Annotated in this window: 19 protein-coding genes; 14 read left to right on the forward strand and 5 right to left on the reverse strand. The window is 69.8% G+C overall.

Going from position 1 to position 21284, the window contains the following annotated elements; all coding sequences use genetic code 11:
* Positions 1-277: 277 nt before the first annotated feature.
* A complete protein-coding gene (locus tag EAE32_RS01605; RefSeq protein WP_121863967.1) occupies positions 278-1528 on the reverse strand; it encodes a S8 family peptidase in 1251 nt (416 codons plus the stop codon).
* A 535-nt stretch (positions 1529-2063) separates the two neighbouring features.
* Here EAE32_RS01605 and nrdI point away from each other — a divergent pair.
* The 7 genes from nrdI (at position 2064) to EAE32_RS01640 (ending at position 11552) form a co-directional block, all read left to right on the forward strand.
* The gene (nrdI, locus tag EAE32_RS01610; RefSeq protein WP_121863968.1) at positions 2064-2594 is read left to right on the forward strand and encodes a class Ib ribonucleoside-diphosphate reductase assembly flavoprotein NrdI; all 531 of its coding nucleotides are present in this window, start codon (positions 2064-2066) and stop codon (positions 2592-2594) included.
* Entirely contained in the window at positions 2591-4840 is a 2250-nt protein-coding gene (gene nrdE / locus EAE32_RS01615) for a class 1b ribonucleoside-diphosphate reductase subunit alpha (RefSeq protein WP_121863969.1), read from the forward strand. The genes nrdI and nrdE overlap by 4 nt, the downstream gene beginning before the upstream one ends.
* Positions 4841-5029: 189 nt before the next feature.
* A complete protein-coding gene (nrdF, locus tag EAE32_RS01620) occupies positions 5030-6046 on the forward strand; it encodes a class 1b ribonucleoside-diphosphate reductase subunit beta (protein ID WP_121846857.1) in 1017 nt (338 codons plus the stop codon).
* Positions 6047-6295: 249 nt separating this feature from the next.
* On the forward strand, positions 6296-7672 hold the full coding sequence (locus EAE32_RS01625) for an L-serine ammonia-lyase (protein WP_121863970.1): 1377 nt from the start codon (positions 6296-6298) through the stop codon (positions 7670-7672).
* Between the two features lie 46 nt (positions 7673-7718).
* Positions 7719-8816, forward strand: a complete 1098-nt coding sequence (gene arsB, locus EAE32_RS01630; protein ID WP_121863971.1) for an ACR3 family arsenite efflux transporter — start codon at positions 7719-7721, stop codon at positions 8814-8816.
* 153 nt (positions 8817-8969) lie between these two features.
* On the forward strand, positions 8970-9476 hold the full coding sequence (locus tag EAE32_RS01635; RefSeq protein WP_121863972.1) for a metallophosphoesterase family protein: 507 nt from the start codon (positions 8970-8972) through the stop codon (positions 9474-9476).
* A gap of 120 nt (positions 9477-9596) precedes the next feature.
* Positions 9597-11552, forward strand: a complete 1956-nt coding sequence (locus tag EAE32_RS01640) for a glycerophosphodiester phosphodiesterase family protein (RefSeq protein WP_165860434.1) — start codon at positions 9597-9599, stop codon at positions 11550-11552.
* Between the two features lie 80 nt (positions 11553-11632).
* Here the strand turns inward: EAE32_RS01640 and EAE32_RS01645 are convergent, their stop codons facing one another.
* Positions 11633-11854 carry a hypothetical protein gene (locus EAE32_RS01645; protein ID WP_121863974.1) on the reverse strand — a complete coding sequence of 74 codons (222 nt, stop codon included), beginning with the start codon at positions 11852-11854 and terminating at the stop codon, positions 11633-11635.
* A 67-nt stretch (positions 11855-11921) separates the two neighbouring features.
* On the opposite strand from EAE32_RS01645, the gene thpR reads away from it, so the two are divergent.
* The 3 genes from thpR (at position 11922) to EAE32_RS01665 (ending at position 15743) form a co-directional block, all read left to right on the forward strand.
* On the forward strand, positions 11922-12518 hold the full coding sequence (gene thpR / locus EAE32_RS01650; protein WP_121863975.1) for an RNA 2',3'-cyclic phosphodiesterase: 597 nt from the start codon (positions 11922-11924) through the stop codon (positions 12516-12518).
* A 451-nt stretch (positions 12519-12969) separates the two neighbouring features.
* Positions 12970-14295 (forward strand): MFS transporter, encoded by a 1326-nt coding sequence (locus EAE32_RS01660; RefSeq protein ID WP_121863977.1) that lies wholly within the window; start codon positions 12970-12972, stop codon positions 14293-14295.
* 215 nt (positions 14296-14510) lie between these two features.
* Positions 14511-15743 (forward strand): M20 family metallo-hydrolase, encoded by a 1233-nt coding sequence (locus EAE32_RS01665; RefSeq protein WP_121863978.1) that lies wholly within the window; start codon positions 14511-14513, stop codon positions 15741-15743.
* Between the two features lie 157 nt (positions 15744-15900).
* Here the strand turns inward: EAE32_RS01665 and EAE32_RS01670 are convergent, their stop codons facing one another.
* Positions 15901-16131: a hypothetical protein gene (locus EAE32_RS01670; RefSeq protein WP_121845160.1), complete on the reverse strand. Its 231-nt coding sequence runs from the start codon at positions 16129-16131 to the stop codon at positions 15901-15903.
* A 163-nt stretch (positions 16132-16294) separates the two neighbouring features.
* On the opposite strand from EAE32_RS01670, the gene EAE32_RS01675 reads away from it, so the two are divergent.
* The 4 genes from EAE32_RS01675 to EAE32_RS01690 all read left to right on the forward strand — a co-directional run bounded on the left by EAE32_RS01675 (position 16295) and on the right by EAE32_RS01690 (position 19741).
* Positions 16295-16522, forward strand: coding sequence for a hypothetical protein (locus EAE32_RS01675; RefSeq protein ID WP_124035148.1), 228 nt, complete (start codon positions 16295-16297; stop codon positions 16520-16522).
* A gap of 151 nt (positions 16523-16673) precedes the next feature.
* On the forward strand, positions 16674-17237 hold the full coding sequence (locus tag EAE32_RS01680) for a hypothetical protein (RefSeq protein WP_121845158.1): 564 nt from the start codon (positions 16674-16676) through the stop codon (positions 17235-17237).
* Between the two features lie 101 nt (positions 17238-17338).
* Entirely contained in the window at positions 17339-18508 is a 1170-nt protein-coding gene (locus tag EAE32_RS01685) for a CaiB/BaiF CoA transferase family protein (protein WP_121863980.1), read from the forward strand.
* Between the two features lie 57 nt (positions 18509-18565).
* Positions 18566-19741 (forward strand): acyl-CoA dehydrogenase family protein, encoded by a 1176-nt coding sequence (locus EAE32_RS01690; RefSeq protein WP_206059839.1) that lies wholly within the window; start codon positions 18566-18568, stop codon positions 19739-19741.
* Between the two features lie 130 nt (positions 19742-19871).
* Here EAE32_RS01690 and EAE32_RS01695 read toward each other — a convergent pair whose 3' ends face one another.
* Positions 19872-20903 (reverse strand): N-acetylglucosamine kinase, encoded by a 1032-nt coding sequence (locus EAE32_RS01695; protein ID WP_243635531.1) that lies wholly within the window; start codon positions 20901-20903, stop codon positions 19872-19874.
* A 3-nt stretch (positions 20904-20906) separates the two neighbouring features.
* The gene (locus tag EAE32_RS01700; RefSeq protein WP_121863981.1) at positions 20907-21230 is read right to left on the reverse strand and encodes a putative quinol monooxygenase; all 324 of its coding nucleotides are present in this window, start codon (positions 21228-21230) and stop codon (positions 20907-20909) included.
* Positions 21231-21284: the final 54 nt, after the last annotated feature.

Consider the following 21284-nt stretch of genomic DNA (forward strand, 5'->3'; position numbering starts at 1 on the left):
ACCTGGGGCGGTGTGGCCCGGTGACCCTGTGCGGTGCGGAGAGGCCGGAGCTGGGCGCAGCGGCGTCGTCGTCCCCGAACGCGGGTGCACCGGGCCGAGGGCACCGGGGATGGCGGCCGTGAGCGCTGGGCACCAGACGCAGGAGAGGCCCACCCCGAGCGGGGTGGGCCTCTCCCGTCAGCGCGGCGGTGCGGCGTTCGGTGAGCTCCGCCGTGCCGCGCCGCACGCTCTCACGGACCACCCGGCGGTCTGAGACCGGGGGCCGTGGGAGAACCGGTCAGCGGCCGCCGGTGAGCACCGTGGTGTTCAGCATGAGGTTCGGGGACCCGTTGACGTAGTCGATGGTGTTGGGCGTGGCGCTGTTCTTGAGGGCGCGCTCCACCTCACCGACACTCGCGTTGGGGTGCTGCTGCAAGTACAGGGCTGCCGCGCCCGCCACGTGGGGAGTGGCCATGGAGGTGCCGGAGATCGTGTTGGTCCCCGAGTCGCTGGACGGCCACGCGGAGGTGATGTCCGTGCCGGGGGCCAGGATGTCCACGCACGAGCCCCAGTTGGAGAACTCGGAGAGCTGGTCCCGGCGGTCCGTGGAGCCCACGGTGATGCCGGCGCTCGCGCGCGCCGGGGAGAAGTTGCACGCGTTCTCGTAGTCGTTGCCCGCCGCGACCAGGGGCACCACGCCGGCGCGGGACATCCGCCCGATGGCGTTGTCGAGGGCCGCGGAGGTGTCGCCGCCCAGGCTCATGTTCGCCACGGAGGGGCCCTTCGCGTTGGAGGAGACCCAGTCCATGCCGGCCACGATGCCCGCGGTGGAGCCTACGCCGTCGCAGCCCAGCACACGCACGGGGACCACTTTCGCGGACTTGGCCACGCCGTACTTGGTGCCCGCCGTGGTGCCGGCCACGTGCGTGCCGTGGCCGTTGCAGTCGCTGCTGCCTCGGCCATCATCGACGGCCGTGACACCGGGATCAATGCGACCCCGGAACTCCGAGTGGGAGGCCCGCACGCCGGTGTCGATGATGAACGCGGTGACTCCCTGGCCCGTGGCGCTGTAGGAGTAGGAGCCGTTGAGCGGCAGGTCCTTCTGGTCCGAACGGTCCAGGCCCCAGGTGGCGCCGGACTGCGTGGCGCTCGCGCGGACCGTCTTGTTCTTCTCCACCACGGCCACGCCGGGATCGGCGTCCAGGGCCTTGACCTGGGCGGGGGTGAGGTCAGCGGTGAAGCCGCCGATGTTCTTGAACTGCTGCTTGACCTTCACGCCCTTGGACTGCCACTTGGCGGTCTGCTTCTGGGTGGTGCTGGCCACGGCGGACTTGGCGGCAGCGCTGGTGGTGGCACCGGAGGCCGAGGCCGGCAGCTCCAGCATGACCACGTACTCGCCGCCGGTGACGTCCAGAACCTTGGCCTGCTGGTTGATGGTGCTGCTCGCCGGCGCGGGGGCGGGGGCCGGGGTGGCCATGCCGGGGGAGACGGTGCCCAGGACGACCGCCGCTGCCGCTGCTGTTGCGAAAAACGCGTTCTGCTTCTTCATGAGGGGAACCTTCGATCTGCTCCTGTGGAAATCCGGGGGGATTTCACCAATGACAAGGACACGCCGGTTCCCGCGCCGTGCAGCGCCGGTCCAGCGGATACCACTCGTGCACCTGTCGACACGTGGTGGCCCATCGCCGCAGGTCAGAGGCGGGTCAACGAGTGCCTTCTCACCGTAATCCGATCGTTATCAGCAGGACAATGGCCAAATGGCCAGTCTTTTCCTGGCCGGTTGACCATTCTGTGCGGGGAAAATGATAGGGGGACTAAGAAGCGGGTGGGGAAAGTTCGCATCCTCTCCGGTGGGTGGGTACGCCCCCGGTCCTCGTGAAGGGGGCGACACCTTCGTGGCGGTCCGGGACAGGGGTGCGAGGGGCCCAGTTCGTCAACACGAACAATTGACTACGCCATAACGTAGCGCTGAGGACTTTCCCGTGGTACCACTAGATGTAGTGCTGGTCGGCACGTCAGTAACTACATCTTGTGTCTCGGGCTCACTGCCCGAGGCGCACCTGAGAACGGAAGGGTGGCACCGCATGAGCGCAGGAATCGTGCGGACCGGGCGGAGAGTGCTGCGGTTCCGCGACCTCGGCGAGGACGAGTCACCGGACCTGGTCTACTTCTCGAGCGTCTCCGAGAACACGCGCCGCTTCGTGGAGCGCCTGGACCGGGCCGCCGTGCGGATCCCCCTGCGCCCGGGGGTGGAGGGCATGATCCGCGTGGCCCGCCCCTACGTCCTGGTGCTGCCCACCTACGGCGGCGGAGAGCGCTCCGGGGCAGTGCCCAAGCAGGTGGTCCAGTTCCTGAACGACCCCGTCAACCGCGCACTGATCCGCGGCGTGATCACTTCCGGCAACACGAACTTCGGGCCGTACTACTGCCTCGCCGGGCCCATCGTCTCCGCCAAGTGCCGCGTGCCGGAGCTGTACCGCTTCGAGCTGCTGGGGACGTCGCAGGACGTCGCCCGGGTCGGCGAGGGGCTGGACGAGTTCTGGTCCCGGCAGCAGAGCCCCGTGGACGCGCTCCACACCATCCCCGTGCCCACCCCCAGGAAGGACCCCGTATGACCCGCCCCGCCACCACGACGCAGGAGGCCCCCGTCCCGCACGGCACCCCCAGCGCAGAGCAACTCTCCGACCCGCAGGACGGCGCCCACCGGCAGGACGGCACCGACCGGTTGCCGGCGCAGGAGGGGATCGGCACCCGCCGGGACTACCACGCCCTGAACGCGCAGCTGAACCTCTTCGCCCCGGACGGCTCCATCCAGTTCGAGAAGGACCGGGAGGCCGTGGCGGCCTACCTCGCGCAGCACGTGGCCCCGCGCACCCGCCACTTCGACTCCGTGTGGGACCGGCTCGAGTGGCTCGTGGCCCACGAGTACTACGAGGAGCAGTTCCTGCGCGCCTACCCCCGCGAGTTCGTGGAGCGGCTGCACCACACTGCGCGGGACGCGGACCACCGGTTCCAGACGTTCCTGGGGGCGTTCAAGTTCTTCACGTCCTACGCCCTGACCACGTTCGACGGCGCGGCGTACCTGGAGGACTTCGGCCAGCGCGTCGTCGCCACCGCCCTGTACCTGGGGCGGGGGGACGAGGAGATGGCGGAGCAGCTCGTGGCCGAGATGCTGTCCGGGAGGTTCCAGCCAGCCACGCCCACGTTCCTGAACGCGGGCAAGGCCCAGCGGGGCGAGCTCGTCTCCTGCTTCCTGCTGCGGCTGGAGGACAACCTGGAGTCCATCGGGTGCAGCGTGAACTCGGCGCTGCAGCTGTCCAAGCGCGGGGGCGGAGTGGCCCTGCTGCTGAGCAACCTGCGCGAGGCCGGGGCGCCCATCAAGAAGGTGCAGCACCAGGCGTCCGGGGTGGTGCCGGTGATGAAGATCCTGGAGGACTCGTTCAGCTACGCGAACCAGCTGGGCGCGCGGCAGGGGGCGGGCGCGGTGTACCTGCACGCCCACCACCCGGACATCATGGCCTTCCTGGACACCAAGCGGGAGAACGCGGACGAGAAGGTCCGCATCAAGACCCTGTCCCTGGGCGTGGTCATCCCGGACATCACGTTCGAGCTCGCGAAGCAGAACCGGGAGATGCACCTGTTCAGCCCCTACGACGTGCTGCGGGAGACGGGCGTGCCGCTGTCCGACCAGTCCGTGACCGAGCACTACGACGAGTTCGTGGCCAACCCCCGCATCCGCTCCACGACCATCAGCGCCCGCGAGTTCTTCAAGACCCTGGCGGAGCTGCAGTTCGAGTCCGGATACCCCTACGTGCTGTTCGAGGACACCGTGAACCGCGCGAACCCCCTGGACGGCCACGTGAACATGTCCAACCTGTGCTCGGAGATCCTGCAGGTGAACACGGCCTCCGAGTACGACGCCGCGCTGGGCTACGAGACCGTGGGCCACGACATCTCCTGCAACCTGGGCTCGCTCAATATCGCCCGGATGATGGCCGCCCCGGACTTCGGGGGATCGGTGGAGACGGCCGTGCGGGCGCTGACCAGCGTGTCCGAGCAGACGGACGTGGCCGCGGTGCCCTCGGTCGCGGCCGGCAACGCGGCGTCGCACGCGATCGGGCTGGGGCAGATGAACCTGCACGGCTACCTGGCCTCGCAGCGGATCCACTACGGCAGCGAGGAGGGGGTCGACTTCACGGACGCCTACTTCCGCACCGTCGCGTTCCATGCCCTGAGCGCCTCCAACCGGCTCGCCATCGAGCGGGGCGAGCGGTTCGAGGGCTTCGAGCGCAGCTCCTACGCGGACGGCAGCTACTTCGAGCCGTACGTGGCCGAGCCGTGGGAGCCCGCCACGCAGCGGGTGCGGGGGCTGTTCCGGGACGCCGGGATCTCCCTGCCCACGGTGGCCCAGTGGGAGCAGCTGCGGGACTCGGTACGGGAGCACGGCATCTACAACGCCTACCTGCAAGCGGTGCCGCCCACCGGGTCCATCAGCTACATCAACCACGCCACCGCCTCCATCCACCCGGTGGCGGCGAAGATCGAGATCCGCAAGGAGGGCAGGCTCGGGCGGGTCTACTACCCGGCGCCGCACCTGAGCAACGAGAACGCGGAGTACTTCCGGGATGCCTACGAGATCGGCCCCGAGAAGATCATCGACACCTACGCCGCCGCCACCCGGCACGTGGACCAGGGGCTCTCCCTGACCCTGTTCTTCGAGGACACCGCGACCACCCGGGACATCAACCGCGCCCAGATCCACGCGTGGCGCCGGGGCATCAAGACCCTCTACTACATCCGGCTGCGCCAGCTTGCCCTGGAGGGCACCGCCGTGGAGGGCTGCGTGTCCTGCGCCCTCTGAAACCCCGCGCCTCGCCGGTGGCGCCGCCGCCCCGCTGACGACGCCGCCCGCTCGGCTCATGGGGCGACGTCGCCCTCCTGGGCCGGCTGCGCCGCCCACCCCGGGCGGGTGACGCGGCCCCCCGGGTGCGCGGGCGACGTCGTCCCCCGCACCCGTCGAACCCCCCGCACACGACAGAACGGACCCCGCATGAGCACCGAACCCCTGTACCCGCAGCACTCGATCACCCCGCCCGCCTACCGGAAGAACCCGTCCGCGCGCCTGCGCCCGGTGAACTGGAACCGTGTGCCGGACGGCAAGGACCTGGAGGTGTGGAACCGGCTGACCGCGAACTTCTGGCTCCCGGAGAAGGTTCCGCTGTCCAACGACATCCCCGCGTGGCAGCGGATGCGGGAGGAGGAGCGGACCCTGACCATGCAGGTGTTCACCGGGCTGACCATGCTGGACACCGTGCAGGCCACGGTGGGGGAGATCTGCCAGATCCAGGACGCCCGCACCGAGCACGAGGAGGCGGTGTACACGAACATCGCGTTCATGCAGTCGGTGCACGCCCGCTCCTACTCCTCCGTGTTCTCCACGCTCGCCACCACCCCGGAGATCGAGGCCGCGTACGAGTGGGCCGTTGGCAACGACCTGCTGCAGCAGCGCTGCAAGCAGGTGCTGCGGCACTACGCGGGGGAGGACCCGCTCAAGCGCAAGGTCTCCTCCACCCTGCTGTCCTCCCTGCTGCTGTACGCGGGCTTCTACCTGCCGCTGCACTTCTCCGTGCACGCCACGCTCACGAACACCGCGGACATGATCCGGCTGATCCTGCGGGACAAGGCCGTGCACGGCTACTACTCCGGCTACAAGTACCAGCGGGGGCTCGAGGAGCACACCGCCGCCGAGCGGGCGGAGATGCAGGAGTTCACGTTCGGGCTGCTGGAGACGCTCTACGACCTGGAGCTGCGCTACTCGGGTGCGCTCTATGAACCGCTGGGGCTGATGGACGACGTGGCCGTGTTCGTGCGGTACAACGCCAACAAGGCGCTCATGAACCTGGGCTACCCCGAACGCTTCTCTGCGGAGGAGACCCGCGTGAACCCCGAGATCCTGGCCGCCCTGTCCCCGGGCAGCGACGAGAACCACGACTTCTTCAGCGGCTCGGGCTCCAGCTACGTGATGGGCAAGGGGGAGGACACCACCGACGCGGACTGGGAGTTCTGACCGGACCGCCGGAAGCCCGGGCCCCGACGTCGCGCGCCTTGGCTCTGCGGCGTCGTCCGCCGACCCCGCAGCGTACGCCTGCTCGCCCCGCCGAGGGGGTGGGCCCCCCTCCTTTCGGAGGTTGCCCACCCCCTGCCTCCCACGTACCGTGGGTCCGTTCCGTGCGGGCTCACGCGCCCCGCAGGATCGCACGACTCCCGGCCGCTCATCCGTGCCGCCGGTGACGTTCGACAGTGGGGAGATGTGGCCATGGCGCTCAGTGCTCTTGATTTGTTCTCGGTGGGTATCGGACCGTCGTCCTCCCACACGGTGGGCCCCATGCGGGCCGCCCGGCTCTTCGTGGCGGGCCTCGCCGACGACGCCCTGCTGGGCTCCGTGACCCGTGTGCACTCCCAGCTCTTCGGCTCCCTGGGTGCCACCGGGTGGGGCCACGGCTCGGACAAGGCCGTGGTCCTGGGACTCATGGGTGAGGACCCTGAGACCGTGGACACCGACCGCGCGGACGAGATGGTCGCGCTCGCGAGCGAGAAGGGGGAGTTGTTGCTGGACGGCCAGCACCCCATCGCGTTCGACCGCGCGCAGGACGTGGTCATGCACCGCCGCAAATCCCTGCCCACCCACCCCAATGGCATGAGCTTCACGGCGTACGACGACGCCGGGGACGTCGTCCGCGACAGCGTCTACTACTCGGTGGGCGGCGGCTTCGTGGTGGACGACTCCAAGAGCAGCGCGGACAAGATCGTGGAGGACACCACCCCGGTGAAGTACCCGTTCAGCACGGGTGACGAGCTGCTGGCCATCTGCGAGACCGAGAACCTGTCCATCGCACAGGTCATGGCCGCCAACGAGCTCTCGTGGCGGCCCGCCCAGGAGACCCGGGACCAGCTGCTGCACATCTGGTCCGTCATGCAGGAGTGCGTGGAGAACGGCTGCACCCGCGAGGAGAAGACCCTGCCCGGGGGACTGAAGGTGCGGCGTCGTGCGCCGGAGATGCGCAAGCGCCTGCTGACCAAGGAGCCCGGCAACGATCCCCTGTACGGCATGGACTGGGTGAACCTGTATGCGCTCGCGGTGAACGAGGAGAACGCGTCCGGCGGGCGGATCGTCACGGCCCCCACCAATGGCGCGGCCGGGATCATCCCGGCGGTGCTGCACTTCTACACGCGGTTCATGGAGGACGCGTGCGACGACAAGATCGTGGACTTCCTGCTCACCGCCGCCGCGATCGGGATCGTGATCAAGGAGAATGCGTCCATCTCCGGCGCCGAGGTGGGCTGCCAGGGTGAGGTGGGCTCCGCGTGCTCCATGGCGGCGGCCGGACTGTGTGCCGTGCTCGGCGGCAGCGCCCGCCAGGTGGAGTGCGCCGCGGAGATGGGCATCGAGCACAACCTGGGCCTCACGTGCGACCCCGTGGGTGGGCTCGTGCAGATCCCGTGCATCGAGCGCAACGCGATCGCCAGCGTCAAGGCCATCAACTCCGCGCGGCTGTCCATGCAGGGCGACGGCATCCACAAGGTCTCCCTGGACCAAGTGGTCAAGACCATGCGCGAGACCGGCGCGGACATGAAGATCAAGTACAAGGAGACCTCCCGCGGCGGTCTGGCCGTGAACGTCATCGAGTGCTGAGCGCCCTCGGCTCCCGCACACCCGCCACGCGAAGGACCTCCCACCCATGACCGCCTCCCCGTCCACCCGGCCCGGCGAGAGCCCCTCGGTGCTGCGGGAGATGTCCTTCCTGGACCGCTGGCTTCCCGTGTGGATCCTGGTGGCCATGGCGGCAGGGCTGCTGCTCGGGCGCTTCGTCCCCGCCCTGGGAACGGCCCTGGAGTCCGTGAGGGTGGGTCAGGTCTCCCTGCCCATCGCCCTGGGTCTGCTGGTGATGATGTACCCGGTCCTGGCCAAGGTCCGCTACGACGAGACCTCCCGGGTCACCGGGGACCGGCGCCTGCTGGTCCTCTCCCTGCTGCTCAATTGGGTGGTGGGCCCGGCGGTGATGTTCGCGCTCGCGTGGCTGCTGCTGCCGGAGCTGCCCGAGTACCGCACGGGACTGGTGATCGTGGGTCTGGCCCGGTGCATTGCCATGGTGCTGATCTGGAACGACCTGGCGTGCGGTGACCGGGAGGCCGCCGCGGTGCTGGTGGCCGTCAACTCCGTGTTCCAGGTGCTCGCGTTCGGCCTGCTGGGGTGGTTCTACCTGCAGGTGCTGCCCGCCTGGCTGGGCCTGCCCACCACGTCCGCCGAGTTCTCGGTGGGGGCCATCGTGGTCTCCGTGCTCGTGTTCCTGGGCATCCCGCTGCTCGCCGGGTTCCTCACCCGCGTGCTGGGCGAGCGGGCCAAGGGACGGCAGTGGTACGAGGAGCGCTTCCTGCCTCGGATCGGACCCTGGGCACTGTACGGGCTGCTGTTCACCATCGTGGTGCTCTTCGCGCTCCAGGGGGAAGCCGTCATCTCGCAGCCGTGGGACGTGGCCCGGATCGCCCTTCCCCTGCTGTGCTACTTCGCCATCATGTTCGCGCTGGGGATGTTCGGCTCCCGCGCCGCCGGGCTGGGCTACGCCAGGTCCACCACCGTGGCGTTCACCGCCGCGGGCAACAACTTCGAGCTCGCCATCGCGGTGGCCATCGGGACGTTCGGGGTCACCTCCGGCCAGGCGCTGGCCGGAGTGGTGGGTCCGCTGATCGAGGTCCCGGTGCTCGTGGCACTGGTCTACGTCTCGGTCTGGCTGGGTCCCCGTCTCTTCCCGGGCGACCCCACCGTCCCCTCCCGCTGAGGTGCCGGCAGCCGGGCCCTCGGGCCGCCCGGCCCTTGCCGAGCACGACGACGCCGCCGCCCCCGGGGTTCCACCCTCCGGCTCGTCCCCCTGGGCCGCGGGGCTCTGCGCTGCGGGAACCGGGGCCGTCCACGAGCGCGCGAGAATGGAGCCATGACCACTTCTCTGCTGCTGCTCGCGGACACCCACCTGCCCAAGCGCGCCAAGGACCTGCCCACGCAGGTGTGGGACGAGGTGGAGGCCGCGGACGTCGTCGTGCACGCCGGTGACTGGGTGGACCTGGCCACGTTCGAGGCGCTGCGGGAGCGCTCCCGCCGCCTGGTGTGCGTGTGGGGCAACAACGACGGCCCCGAGCTGCGCGCGCAGATGCCGGAGACCGCCCGGTGGGAGCTGGAGGGCCTGCGCTGGGCCATGACCCACGAGACCGGCGCGAAGCAGGGCCGGGAGAAGCGCATGGACGCCGCGTTCCCGGACACGGACGTGCTGGTGTTCGGCCACAGCCACATCCCGTGGGACACCGTGGCCCCCTCCGGGATGCGGCTGCTCAACCCCGGCTCACCCACGGACCGCAGACGGCAGCCGCACTGCACGTACATGCGGGTCACGGCGGACGCCGGGCGGCTGACGGACGTGCAGCTCGTGGAGCTGCCCCGGCGCTGAGGCGACAGCGGTGCCACCCCGCGGGTGTGACGCAGATCATTCCTCGGGTGGGTAGGCTGGGCGCACGCCTCACGGCGGTCCCTGCCGATGCCCACTGAGCCCACACCCCAGGAGCACCACATGCCCGCCGAAACCCCGGGTGCGTCCACCGACGTCGCCTCCTCGACCGCACCCTCCACCGCGGCACCGCGCCGACCGCGCAGCAACCTCCCCCGGCAGCTCACGCTGGGCGGTCTGGTAGGTGGATTCCGCTCCACGATCGGCCGATTCCTGCAGTACCAGGTCCTGGCCGCGCTCCTGGTGGGACTGGTGATCCTGCCGCTGTTCCGGCTGGCACTGACCGGGCTGATCCGCTGGTCCGGGCGCAGGGCGATCTCCAGCGGAGACTACCTCTCCTTCCTGCTCTCCGTGCAGGGCATTGTGCTGGTGCTCGTGGGACTGCTGGTCCTGAGCCTGCTGGTCGTCATCAACATCAACGGCCTCATGCTGATCGCAGCGGACAGCCTCAAGGGCCACCGGAAGGGCACTCTGTGGGGGGACCTCAAGGCCGCTCTGGCCTCGTTCCCCCGCTTCGTGCAGCCGGCTGGCCTGCTCATCCTGGCGTACGTGGGGCTGGTGGTGCCGCTGACGGGCATGGGGTTCGGTCTCTCCGCGCTGAGCGGTCTGCGCATCCCGAACTTCATCACGAGCGTGATCTACGCGAACCCGCTCTACCTGACCGGGTACACGGTGCTGATCATTCTCCTAGCAGTGGTCGGGGTGCTCAGCATCTTCGTCTTCCACTCGGTGCTGCTGCGGGGAAGCACCGTGTGGGGCGGCTTCCGCTTCTCGTGGCGGCTCGTGCGCCAGCAGGCGCGGCTGTTCTTCGTGGGGCTGCTGCCCCGTCTGCTCGTGCTGTTCCTCATCGCCGGTGCGGTCGCCGCGGTGTTCCTGGTCCTCGCCGCGCTGCCGGGAGAGCTGCTGGAGCCCCAGAGCTTCGGCGCGCGCTTCGCGCTGCTGACCGGACTGCTGCTGGCGGCCGTGGTGCTGGCGGTGGCCGGTTTCGTCCTGGCGCCCTTCGCCATCTACGTGCAGACGGCGTTCTTCGTGGTGGCCGCGCCGCACGTGGAGCAGACGGCGAGGGATGTGCAGAAGGCCGGCGGTTCCTCGCCGTTCACCCCGGCCCCCACCGCCGAGGACGTGCGGCACGCCGGGGACCAGGCCCCGCGGCGTCGTCGTCGGCTGGTCACGGGAGTCGTTGCGCTGGTGCTGACGCTGTGCGTGGGCCTGGCCGCGCTGCTCGCGGCGAACTTCGACGACGTCTTCGCGCAGCGCCGCGACATGGCGGTCGTGGCCCACCGCACCGGCGGGGACCTGGCCCCGGAGAACTCCGTGGCGGGTGTGGACGCCGCAGCCAAGGCGGGGGCGGCGTTCTCCGAGTTCGACGTGCGGCGCACCGCGGACGGCGCGTACATGATCAACCACGACCCCAACCTCAAGCGCGTGACCGGGGACTCCCGGACCATGGAGGAGATGACGTCCGAGCAGATTGCCGGGCTGAAGATCCACAACCAGTTCGGCAGCCAGCCCTCCGAGGCGCCGGTGCCCACCCTGGACCAGATCCTGGACGCCGGGAAGAAGGACGAGATCGGGATGTTCGTGGAGCTCAAGGGCCCCACGGCGGACCACCAGATGGTGGAGGACGTGATCCGCACCATCCGGGAGAAGGGCATGGAGGACCAGTCCGTGCTGCTGTCCCTGGACTACGACCTCATCACGTACATCGAGGAGAAGCACCCGGAGATCCAGACCGGCTACCTGTTCTACTTCAGCGTGGGTGAGGCGGACATGCTCGTGGGCGACTACCTCATTCTGGAGGAGGACGCCGCCACCCCGGACCGGATCGCCCGGATCCACGCCGGCGGCAAGAAGGCCATCGTGTGGACGGTGAACACCAAGGAGTCCATGGAGAAGTTCCTGGGATCGGAGGCGGACGGGCTGATCACGGACCACGTCACGCAGGTCAAGGACACCGAGGAGGAGATGTCCCACCGCACGGACCTGCAACGGGTGGTGGACACGCTGTTCGTCGGGTGAGGCTGCGGTCGCGGTCACGGCTACGGTGAGACGCCGACGGCGCGGGGTTGCGCGCCGTCGGCGGGTCCGTCACCGGGGAGTCAGTCGTCCCTGCCCACGATGAAGCGCGACAACCAGGTGGCCAGCACGCACAGCACCCCGCCGATCGCCAGCAGGGCGGTGACCATGCACAGCATGGCCAGCCCGATGGGAACACCGCCGGAGGGGTCGATGGCTTCCACCTGGAGCCACGTGAGGAACACCGCGAAACCGATCAGGCCCACGGCGGTGAGCGACAGGGAGATCTTCATGGCGGGTTGCACGGCGGCTCCTCACAGTGGGGTGTGGTTCAGGGTAGTCCTCCGGTGCCCCCGCTCCTAGAGTGGGCGCATGAGGCTTTTCGCCGCCGCATACCCTCCCCGCGCCGCCCGTGAGCACCTGGTGCACGCGCTGGCCGAGGTGCGCGCCCTGACCGGCACCACCCTGCGCTGGGGCGATCCCGAGCAGTGGCACGTGACCCTGGGGTTCTACGGCGAGCAGCCGGAGGGCGCGGTCCCCGATCTCGCGGAGCACCTGCAGGAGGTGGCCCGCGGGTTCCCGCCGCTGCGGGTGGGCCTGCACGGGGCGGGATCGTTCTCCGGCACCACGCTGTGGATCGGACTCGGCGGGGACACCGCGGCGCTCGCGGACCTCATGCACGGGTGCTCCCTGAACCCCGAGGAGCGCTCCCGCCAGCGCGCCCACCTCACCGTCGCCCGTACCTCACGCACCGAGCGCACCCGCCAGGCCAAGGAACGACGCCGCGGCTCACGCGTCCGCGCGCACAGCGGCCCCGAGCTCGCCCACGTGGTGCACGCACTGTCCGTCTATGAGGGCCCCGAGTGGACCCTGGGGGAGATCCGCCTGGTGTCCTCCGTGCTGGGGGAGGGGCGTTCGGGAGGGGCGCTGCACACCGACATGGACCGGTACGTTCTCACGGGTGCCTGACCGGTGCACCTGCCGAACGTCCAGTTGTGCCGAGCGGACATGTCCAGTGCGGAGTCGGCACGCACCTGTTCGGAGGATTCGCGGAGCGTGGACACAGAAAAAGCCCCGGGCGCATGCAGGACAGAGGCGGCACCGGGGCGTTCTCGTCCTGGCTGGCATTGCCTCGTGACCAGTGGCTACACTCTTCCGGCCATCCGGCAGGCCATCTCCGATCCCCGCTTCGCGCCGTACCTGCGAGAGGCGGGAGGTGACGAGAGGGCCGCCCTCGAGCTGTACACGTGGAGCACGCGGTGGAGCTGTCTGCAGGAGACAGGGAGGACCGAAGGATTGCCTCGGTGATCCGGGCTTCGCGGAGCAGGGAGTGGACGGAGGGCGTCTACCAGGTCTTTCTCCTGACCCGTCCCGGGGATGGCGATCAACGTCTCCGGTCAGTCCATCTAGTGTGGACCCCATGTCCCAGACCACCCGCGCGCCCCGGTCCAGCACGTGGCTGTGGATCCTGGTGGCGTGCGCGGTGCTCACCCAGTCCGGGCTGAACCTGTTCCGTCCCATCACCTCGTACAAGCTGCTGGGGCTCGGCGCGGATCCCGTGGTCATCGGCCTCACCACCGCCGCCTACGCCCTGCTGCCCCTGGTCAGCGCGGTGTGGCTGGGCCGCATGTCGGACCGGATTCCCCAGCTGCGCCTGCTGATCCTCTCCGGGGTGGGGCTGCTCGCCCTCGCCGGGGTGGGCCTGGCGCTGGCGAACTCCGTGGGGCTGGTCTTCGCCGCGAGTGCCGTCCTGGGCATGGGCCACCTCTGTTTCACGATCGGCGGGCAGACCGCGATCGCGCGCTACGCCGCGGACCGGGACCTGGACAAGGGCTTCGGGTGGTTCACCGCAGCTTTCTCCGCGGGCCAGATGATCGGCCCGGCGCTCGGCGGGTGGATCGTGGGCCACGGCTCGGACATCGCCTCCCCCGAACGCCTCGCGGCCGTGAACGAGAGCCTGTGGATCGGCGTGCTCGTGACGGTCCTCGCCGCTCCGCTGCTGGTCTTCCGTTGTGGTCCGGTCGCGGCGGGCAGCCCCCGGAGCGCAGATGCCGCCAGCACCCCGGACGACGACGCCGCGGCACCCACCGCGCCCCAGGGCACCATCGCGCCGGACACCTCACCACCCGCGACGTCGGACCCCGCCCATAACGCACCGCGAGCCGACGAGCGCCCGGACGTCTTGCGCATCCTGCGCACCCCCGGGATCATGTCCAACATGGTGGCCTCGCTGTCCCTGCTGGCCATGATCGACATCCTCACCGCGTTCCTGCCGCTGGTGGGGGAGGACGCGGGAGTGGCTCCGTCCGTGGTGGGCGTGCTCCTGGGGGTTCGGGGGCTGGCATCCATCGCCTCCCGCCTGCTGCTGCCGTGGCTGTCCGGAAGGTACTCGCGCCGGGCGCTGCTGATCGCGAGCCTGCTGGCCTCCGGACTGGCGCTGATCGTTCCTCCGCTGTTCCTGGACAGCTTCTGGTGGGCCTCCCTCTTCCTGGCCGTGGGTGGGTTCTTCCTGGGCCTGGGCCAGCCACTGACCATGACCCTGATCTCCACGTCCGTGCCCGGCACGTGGCGCGGCTCCGCGCTCGCCGTGCGGCTCATGGGCAACCGGCTGGGCCAGGTGATCCTCCCGGTCGCCGCCGGTGCGGTGGCCGCGCCGTTCGGTCCGGGCGGAGCCATCTGGCTCACGTGCGCGCTGCTGCTCGCCAGCGGTGTGGAGAAGGCGGTGCGGGGCCCGCGCAAGGCGTAGTGCGGCGTCGTCGTCCGGAATGCGCGGGCGGGGAACTGCCCGTCCGTGCAGGGGGTGCGTCGAAGCACCAGAGGGCGGCCGGGGTGGTGCGACCGCGTGTGCCGACCCTGGGGCGCGCGGCTGGCGAGATGCGCGTCACACCCGCGCCGTAGCATGGCCCCACGAGCATCCGCCGGGTCGGTCCCGGCTCCGCACACGCCCCGGGAGGCACGCCCATGACCCAGCACAGCAGCTCCGACTTCCTGGACGCGTTCGCGCAGATGTCCCGCAACGGCGGGCTCGAGTCCGGCGGCGTGGAGCGCCAGGCCGCCACCGAGGCGGACGGACTGAACCGGCAGTGGTTCGCCGGGTGGCTCACGGCACGCGGGGCCACCGTGCACTACGACGCGATCGGCAACCAGTTCGGTCTCTTCGAGCACACCCCCGGCGCGCCGTACGTGCTGGTGGGATCGCACCTGGACTCGCAGCCGCGGGCGGGGCGGTTCGACGGCGCGTACGGCGTCCTTGCCGGGGCGCACGCGTGCGCGGAACTGTTCCGTGCGGCGTCGTCGGGGGAGGTGGAGCTGAGCCGGAACCTGTGCGTCGTGAACTGGTTCAACGAGGAGGGCTGCCGGTTCAAGCCCTCCATGATGGGCAGCTCGGTGTACACCGGCAAGCGGGACCTGGAGGAGACGCTCGAGGTCCGGGACACCGCCGGCGTGAGCGTCCGCGAGGCGCTCGATGCCCTGGGCCAGCGCGGCGAGGACAGCATCCCGGAGGCCACCGCGTACGTGGAGCTGCACATCCAGCAGGGCAAGTCCATGGAGCAGGACGGCTTCACGATCGGACTGGTGGAGGCCACATGGGGCGTGCGCAAGTACGAGTTCCTGGTGCTCGGGGAGCAGGCGCACACCGGGTCCACGCTGATCGAGGACCGCAAGGATGCGCTGCTCGGGGCCTCCCTGCTGATCGCGTCGGCCCGGAAGGTTGCACTGGAGCACGACGTCATCACCTCGTGCGGGGAGCTGCTGATCGAGCCCAACTCGCCCGTGGCGGTGGCGCGCGAGGCCCGACTGGTGATCGATCTCCGCAGCCCGGACACCGAGCGGCTGAATGCCGCGGACAAGCACTTCGCCCAGGAGGTGGAGGAGGCTGCGCGGGCCGCGAACGTGGAGATCCAGACCGTGAACCGCCACGCATGGGACGTGCTGGAGTACGCCCCTGAAGGACTGGCGCTCGCCCAGGAGGTCGTGGCGGAGCTGGACCTGCCCCACACCCGGATCATGACGCTCGCCGGGCACGACTCCACCAACGTGAAGGACGTGCTGCCCACCGTGATGCTGTTCGTCCCCTCCCACCAGGGCATCACCCACAACGAGTACGAGTTCACCTCGGACGAGGACATGCTCGCCGGGCTGGAGATGCTCACCGCCACCCTGCGGCGGGTGGCGCAGGGGGAGCTGGGGTGAGGCGAGAGGCGCGCCGGTATCAGGGCGCGCGCGGCCATTAGGGGACAGCCTTCTGGCGACTGGTGGTATGACAACTTTGCACAGAGGGGTGTTCGTGCGTGTCCGCAGCGACGTGGGCGAAACAAGGATCCCGGGTCTGTCCGAGGTTCCTGTCATGTCATCGCTTGTGTGTGGGTGCAGTGCCCTCGCCGTCCTCGCTCAGTTCCGCGGCCTTCAGCCAGAGCCGGTAGCTGCCGAACCCTGCCAGCAGCGCGAGGCCCCAGCCGATGAAGCGCGCGTTCCCGGTGGTCATCTCCGCTGGAAACAGGGCGTAGCGTCCCCAAAACCACACGAGCGCCACCGCCAGGAGTAATGCGGCCAAGGCGCGGAGCCAGGTGGTTCGTCTCATGTGGCGACACTACAGGCGCGGGATTCCGGGGGTACTGCGTCCCCGTCAATTGAAATGTTAAGAATGTGCTGGAGTGCGGCCCCAGACTGGCCAGCCGGCCAGAGTTTCCGAAAATGACCTTGGAACACTGGAACCTGTTCCGGGCGAGTCGTACGGTGAAGTGATGGAACGACCTCTGAACCCGGCAACAAGCCCAATTTTCTTGATCGGTATTGCGGTCATCGTCGCCATTGGCCAGACGCTGACCGCTGGCATGGAGAACTTCTGGTGGCGCCTGTTGGCGATGGTGGTCATCAGCCTTGTTCTGGCGTGGCCGCTCCGGCTCGTCATGAGGGCCTCCGATCGTCGGCTGGAGCGCAAGATGCAGGAAGACGTGCGGTCACGCGGCTAGGGGCTGTGGAGCCCGCTGTTCTGCTCGACGATGGAGCCCCTCCACTCGAATCCCGATGACCCTGGCAAAGTGCTCAAATAGGCGGTACGCGATGCAGAACGGCAACCCGGTCACAGCCGATCTGGTCCCTCCGGCGCTGGCAGGAAGGGGCATGGCTCACTACCGGCTCCTTCTGCCGCTGCGCCATGAGGAAGACGGCGCTTACAGCCCGTGGTCTGCGTTCCTCCCCGGCGGCGTGACTGAAGGGGAGCAGCTGCGGACCATCGACCTCTATGACCTGCGGCACCGTGCGGCGGACGCGGGCGCGGACATGACCGGCTGGGATTCATCACGGGGCAGGGTTTCCGAAGATTTCGTGTGGACCCTCCGAGAGGCGCTGGGTGGGTTCGTGCCCGCTGATGCCACCTGGACCGTGACGCGGTGGCGGGGTTATCGGCACGAACTGGTGGGCGCCGCCCTTGTGACCGTCGGAGATCTGAACTGTGTGCAGCAGGTCCTGAACCTCGACGACACGATGACCAGCATCGGTGAGCTGGGGATGCCGGACTTCATGTGGTCTTCGACTTGCCAGTTCGGGTGGGGTGCACCCCTGTATCCGGACTGGGGCGTCATGACGGTGGCCGCGGATGACTACATCCGGCACTTCATACCCCGGGGGCTCGAAGCCTTCTCCTTTCCGCTCGACGCCACGCTCCCGGACAGCCTGGGAGATTAGGTGCCACACGGCGTCGTCGTTCCCGCCATTCCAGACGCGCGCCCGACGGGTGTGCCCCCGGTCATAGAGTGGGGAGAAACCCCCGACCCGAGGAGGACCCCGTGACCGACCCCCTGCCCCTGGACGGCGTGCTCGTCGCCGACTTCTCCCGCGTGCTCGCGGGTCCGCTGTGCACCATGACCCTGGCGGACCTGGGGGCGCGCGTGGTCAAGGTGGAGCGCCCCGGCACCGGGGACGACACCCGGCAGTGGGGCCCGCCGTTCTCCGAGACCGGGCCCACGTACTACGAGTCCGTGAACCGAAACAAGGAGTCCGTGTGCCTGGACCTGCGGGAGGACGAGGGCCGCGAGCTGGCCCGTGAGCTGGCCCTGCGCGCGGACGTGGTGGTGGAGAACTTCAAGCCCGGCGGCATGGCCAAGCTGGGTCTGGGCTACGACGAGATCTCCGCCGAGAACCCCGGGGTGGTCTACGTGTCCGTGTCCGGCTTCGGCACCGCAGGCGGCGCGCACATGCCCGGCTACGACTTCCTGGTGCAGGCCGTGGGCGGACTCATGAGCATCACAGGCCCCGCGGACGGTGAGCCCACCAAGGCGGGGGTCGCGCTCGTGGACGTCCTCACCGCCAAGGACGCGACCATCGGTGCGCTCGCCGCGCTGGAGCAACGACGCCGCACGGGCCGCGGCGCGCACATCGACGTCAGCCTGCTGTCCAGCCTGCAGGGCGCGCTGGTCAACCAGGGCCAGGCGTACCTGGGCGCCGGGAAGGTGCCGCAGCGGATGGGCAACGACCACCCCTCGATCGTGCCGTACCAGATGCTGCAGTGCGCGGACGCGCCGCTCACGGTCACGGTGGGCAACGACGGCCAGTTCCGCCGCTTCACGGAGGTGCTGGGGATCCCCGAGGTGGCCGAGGACGAGGACTACGCCACGAACTCCGCGCGCGTGGCCCACCGCACGGAGCTCGCGGCCGTGCTGGAACAGGCGCTCGCCGCGAGGACCGCGTCCGAGTGGCAGCAGGCGCTGACCGAGGCGGGCGTCCCCGCGGGCAAGGTGGCCGGGATCGACGAGGGGGTGGCCCTGGCCGAGGAGCTCGGCCTGGAACCCACCGTGGACGTGCAGGACCGCACCGGGGAGACCGTGGGCCGCCAGTTCCGCCACCCGGCGCAGTGGACCCCGCCCCTGGCCTCTCCTACGCAGGCACCGCCGCAGCTGGGGGAGGACACGGACACCGTGGTGCAGTGGCTGCGGGAGCCGCGGGGCCGCGCGGTGTGAGAAATCAGGCTCCGCCCCTGGCTTCGCGCAGTGTGTCCGCAGTCATACAGTGGTCCCATGAGTGAACTGAATCCCGTGGACGTCATGGACCTGGTGAGCTTCGACTCCCTGCTGTCCGAAGAAGAAATCGCACTGCGCGCCACCGTGCGCGAGTTCGTGGACACCGCCATCAAGCCGAACATCGCCGAATGGTACGACAACGCCGTGTTCCCCCTGGAGATCGTCCCGGAAATGGCCAAGCTGGGCCTGCTGGGCATGCACCTCAAGGGCTACGGCTGCGCGGGCCGCTCCGCCGTGGAATACGGTCTGGCCGGTGCGGAGCTCGAGGCCGGTGACTCGGGCCTGCGGACGTTCGTGTCCGTGCAGGGCTCGCTGGCCATGAGCGCCATCTACAAGTGGGGCTCCGAGGAGCAGAAGCAGGAGTGGCTGCCGCAGATGGCCGCGGGTGAGGCCATTGGCTGCTTCGGCCTCACCGAGCCCACCGCGGGCTCCGACCCCTCGTCCATGCAGACCTTCGCCCGCAGGGACGGGGACGACTGGGTGCTCAACGGCGCCAAGCGCTGGATCGGCCTCGCCAGCGTGGCCAGGGTGGCCGTGATCTGGGCGCAGACCGAGGACGGCATCCGCGGCTTCGTGGTCCCCACGGACACCACGGGCTTCCAGGCCACGCCCATCACGAGCAAGCTGTCCATGCGTGCGTCCATCCAGTGCGACATCGAGCTCACGGACGTTCGCCTGCCCGCCTCCGCCATGCTGCCCGCGGCCCAGGGTCTGCGCGGCCCGTTCTCGTGCCTCAACGAGGCCCGCTACGGCATCATCTGGGGTGCCATGGGCGCCGCCCGGGACTCCTTCGAGGCGGCGCTCGCCTACTCCCAGCAGCGCATGCAGTTCGACCGCCCCCTGTCCGGGTACCAGCTCACGCAGCAGAAGCTCGTGAACATGGCCCTGGAGATCGACAAGGGCTTCCTGCTCGCCCTGCAGCTCGGCCGCCTCAAGGATGCCGGGAAGCTGCAGAACCACCAGATCTCGGTGGGCAAGCTGAACAACTGCCGCGAGGCCATCAAGATCGCCCGCGAGGCCCGCACCATCCTGGGCGGCAACGGCGTCACCCTGGACTACTCGCCGCTGCGTCACGCCAACAACCTGGAGTCGGTACGCACCTACGAGGGCACGGACGAGGTGCACTCCCTGATCCTGGGGCAGCAGCTCACGGGCGTGGGCGCCTTCCGCTGAGTCCTCGCGTCCTGAACCGGGTGCCTCCCCGCGCGGGGAGGCACCCGGCTCTTTCATGCGTACGCATGATTATCTCGGGACGACGACGCCGGGCCACCCGTTCCTGGGAGCGGGCACCTCGCGGGAAGGATCAGGTCGGGTCCGAACGCGCGAGCAGCGGCGCTCCCAGCACCGGCTCACGGTCCAGGAGAGTCACCGACAGTCCGTGCTGCCGCAGCAGTTGCGCCACCCGGTCTCCCACCTCGGACCCGGTGAGCCCACCGCCCACGACCACGGGCAGGGGCTCGTCCATGGCGTGCGCCACCGTGAGCACGAGCTCCGCCAGGTGCCCCGCGGCCACCGCCACCAGTTCGGACGCCGCGGCATCCCCGGAGGCGGCGAGCTCGCACACGGGCCGCGCCAGCCCGGCCCAGTGGGTCCGGTCCGGGTGCTCGTGAAAGGCCCCGATCAGGTCGGTGGGCTCGGCCACCCCGGCGTGCTCCAGCACGGCCCGGGTGAGCGCCTCTCCCTCACACCCGGCGGACGACGCCGCACGGTCCGGTCCTCCGGCCGCGGCCACTGTGGTGGGCCCCTCTGCGCGGGAGGATCCACCTGCCTCGACGAATCCGCCGGATCGCGCGGAGCGCCCGGGCCCCTCCGGGGCGGTGCGCTCAGCGGCACCGGCCTGCTGGGACAGCCGCAGCACCCGGCGCACGGCTTCCCGTCCGATCCAGTACCCGCTGCCCTCGTCGCCCAGCAGGTAGCCCCACCCGCCGGCGCGCACTTCGCGCCCGGAGGCGTCCACACCCCAGGCCACCGACCCGGTGCCGGCGATCAGCGCGATCCCGGTGGTGTGGCCACCCGCGGCGAGGATCAGCCGGGTGTCGTGCACCGCCGTCACGGGAGTGCCCGGGTCCAGGGAACCGGCGGAACGGATGAGACCGGCCAGCCGGGCGGCGTCGTGGGCGGTGTCCACACCCCCGGAGCCCGCGACCACCGGTGTGGCGGGGGAAGCCCTCAGCTCGGACAGGACGGAGACCAGGCACGCGCGAGCCTGCTCCGCGGGGACGTTCTGCACGTTCGCGGACCCGGACCGGGCCTTGAGCACGGGGGTGCCGTCCCGGAACAGGACGCCGCGCGTGTGGGACCCGCCGATGTCCAGGCCCACCAGCTCCGTGGTCACGGACTACTCGGAGACCTGGATCTCGCCCATCTCCTCCCAGCCGTCGCCCTCGATCTGGCGGGAGATGATGCGCGGGGTCTTCACGAGGTACTGCGGGAACTGCTCGGTCATCTTCTGGAAGTGCGGGGAGTTCACGTGGGCCTCCGCGGCGTCCTCCTCGAAGGCCTCCACGAGCACGAACTCACGGGGGTTCTCCAGGCTGCGGGACCACTCGAACCACTTGTTGCCGGGCTCCTGGCGGGTGGCCTCGGTGAACTCGGCCACGAGCTCCGGCCAGCGCTCCACGTACTCGTCCTTCGCCTCGAACTTGACCACGATGAAGATCATGAAGGGTCCTCCTGCTGCCTCGTCGGAACGGTTTTCCGCGGTCCAGCATAGGAC

The sequence above is a fragment of the Kocuria tytonicola genome, from assembly GCF_003687175.1.
Classification (GTDB): domain Bacteria; phylum Actinomycetota; class Actinomycetes; order Actinomycetales; family Micrococcaceae; genus Kocuria; species Kocuria tytonicola.

Bases quoted from the DNA above. Each gene is read 5' to 3' on its own strand.
- EAE32_RS01635 (WP_121863972.1), top strand. From the start codon at position 8,970: ATGACCACTTCTCTGCTGCTGCTCGCGGACACCCACCTGCCCAAGCGC.
- arsB (WP_121863971.1), top strand. From the start codon at position 7,719: ATGACCGCCTCCCCGTCCACCCGGCCCGGCGAGAGCCCCTCGGTGCTG.
- EAE32_RS01625 (WP_121863970.1), top strand. From the start codon at position 6,296: ATGGCGCTCAGTGCTCTTGATTTGTTCTCGGTGGGTATCGGACCGTCG.
- EAE32_RS01605 (WP_121863967.1), bottom strand. From the start codon at position 1,528: ATGAAGAAGCAGAACGCGTTTTTCGCAACAGCAGCGGCAGCGGCGGTC.
- EAE32_RS01665 (WP_121863978.1), top strand. From the start codon at position 14,511: ATGACCCAGCACAGCAGCTCCGACTTCCTGGACGCGTTCGCGCAGATG.
- EAE32_RS01690 (WP_206059839.1), top strand. From the start codon at position 18,566: ATGAGTGAACTGAATCCCGTGGACGTCATGGACCTGGTGAGCTTCGAC.
- EAE32_RS01680 (WP_121845158.1), top strand. From the start codon at position 16,674: ATGGCTCACTACCGGCTCCTTCTGCCGCTGCGCCATGAGGAAGACGGC.
- thpR (WP_121863975.1), top strand. From the start codon at position 11,922: ATGAGGCTTTTCGCCGCCGCATACCCTCCCCGCGCCGCCCGTGAGCAC.
- EAE32_RS01660 (WP_121863977.1), top strand. From the start codon at position 12,970: ATGTCCCAGACCACCCGCGCGCCCCGGTCCAGCACGTGGCTGTGGATC.
- nrdI (WP_121863968.1), top strand. From the start codon at position 2,064: ATGAGCGCAGGAATCGTGCGGACCGGGCGGAGAGTGCTGCGGTTCCGC.
- nrdF (WP_121846857.1), top strand. From the start codon at position 5,030: ATGAGCACCGAACCCCTGTACCCGCAGCACTCGATCACCCCGCCCGCC.
- EAE32_RS01675 (WP_124035148.1), top strand. From the start codon at position 16,295: ATGGAACGACCTCTGAACCCGGCAACAAGCCCAATTTTCTTGATCGGT.
- nrdE (WP_121863969.1), top strand. From the start codon at position 2,591: ATGACCCGCCCCGCCACCACGACGCAGGAGGCCCCCGTCCCGCACGGC.
- EAE32_RS01640 (WP_165860434.1), top strand. From the start codon at position 9,597: ATGCCCGCCGAAACCCCGGGTGCGTCCACCGACGTCGCCTCCTCGACC.
- EAE32_RS01670 (WP_121845160.1), bottom strand. From the start codon at position 16,131: ATGAGACGAACCACCTGGCTCCGCGCCTTGGCCGCATTACTCCTGGCG.
- EAE32_RS01700 (WP_121863981.1), bottom strand. From the start codon at position 21,230: ATGATCTTCATCGTGGTCAAGTTCGAGGCGAAGGACGAGTACGTGGAG.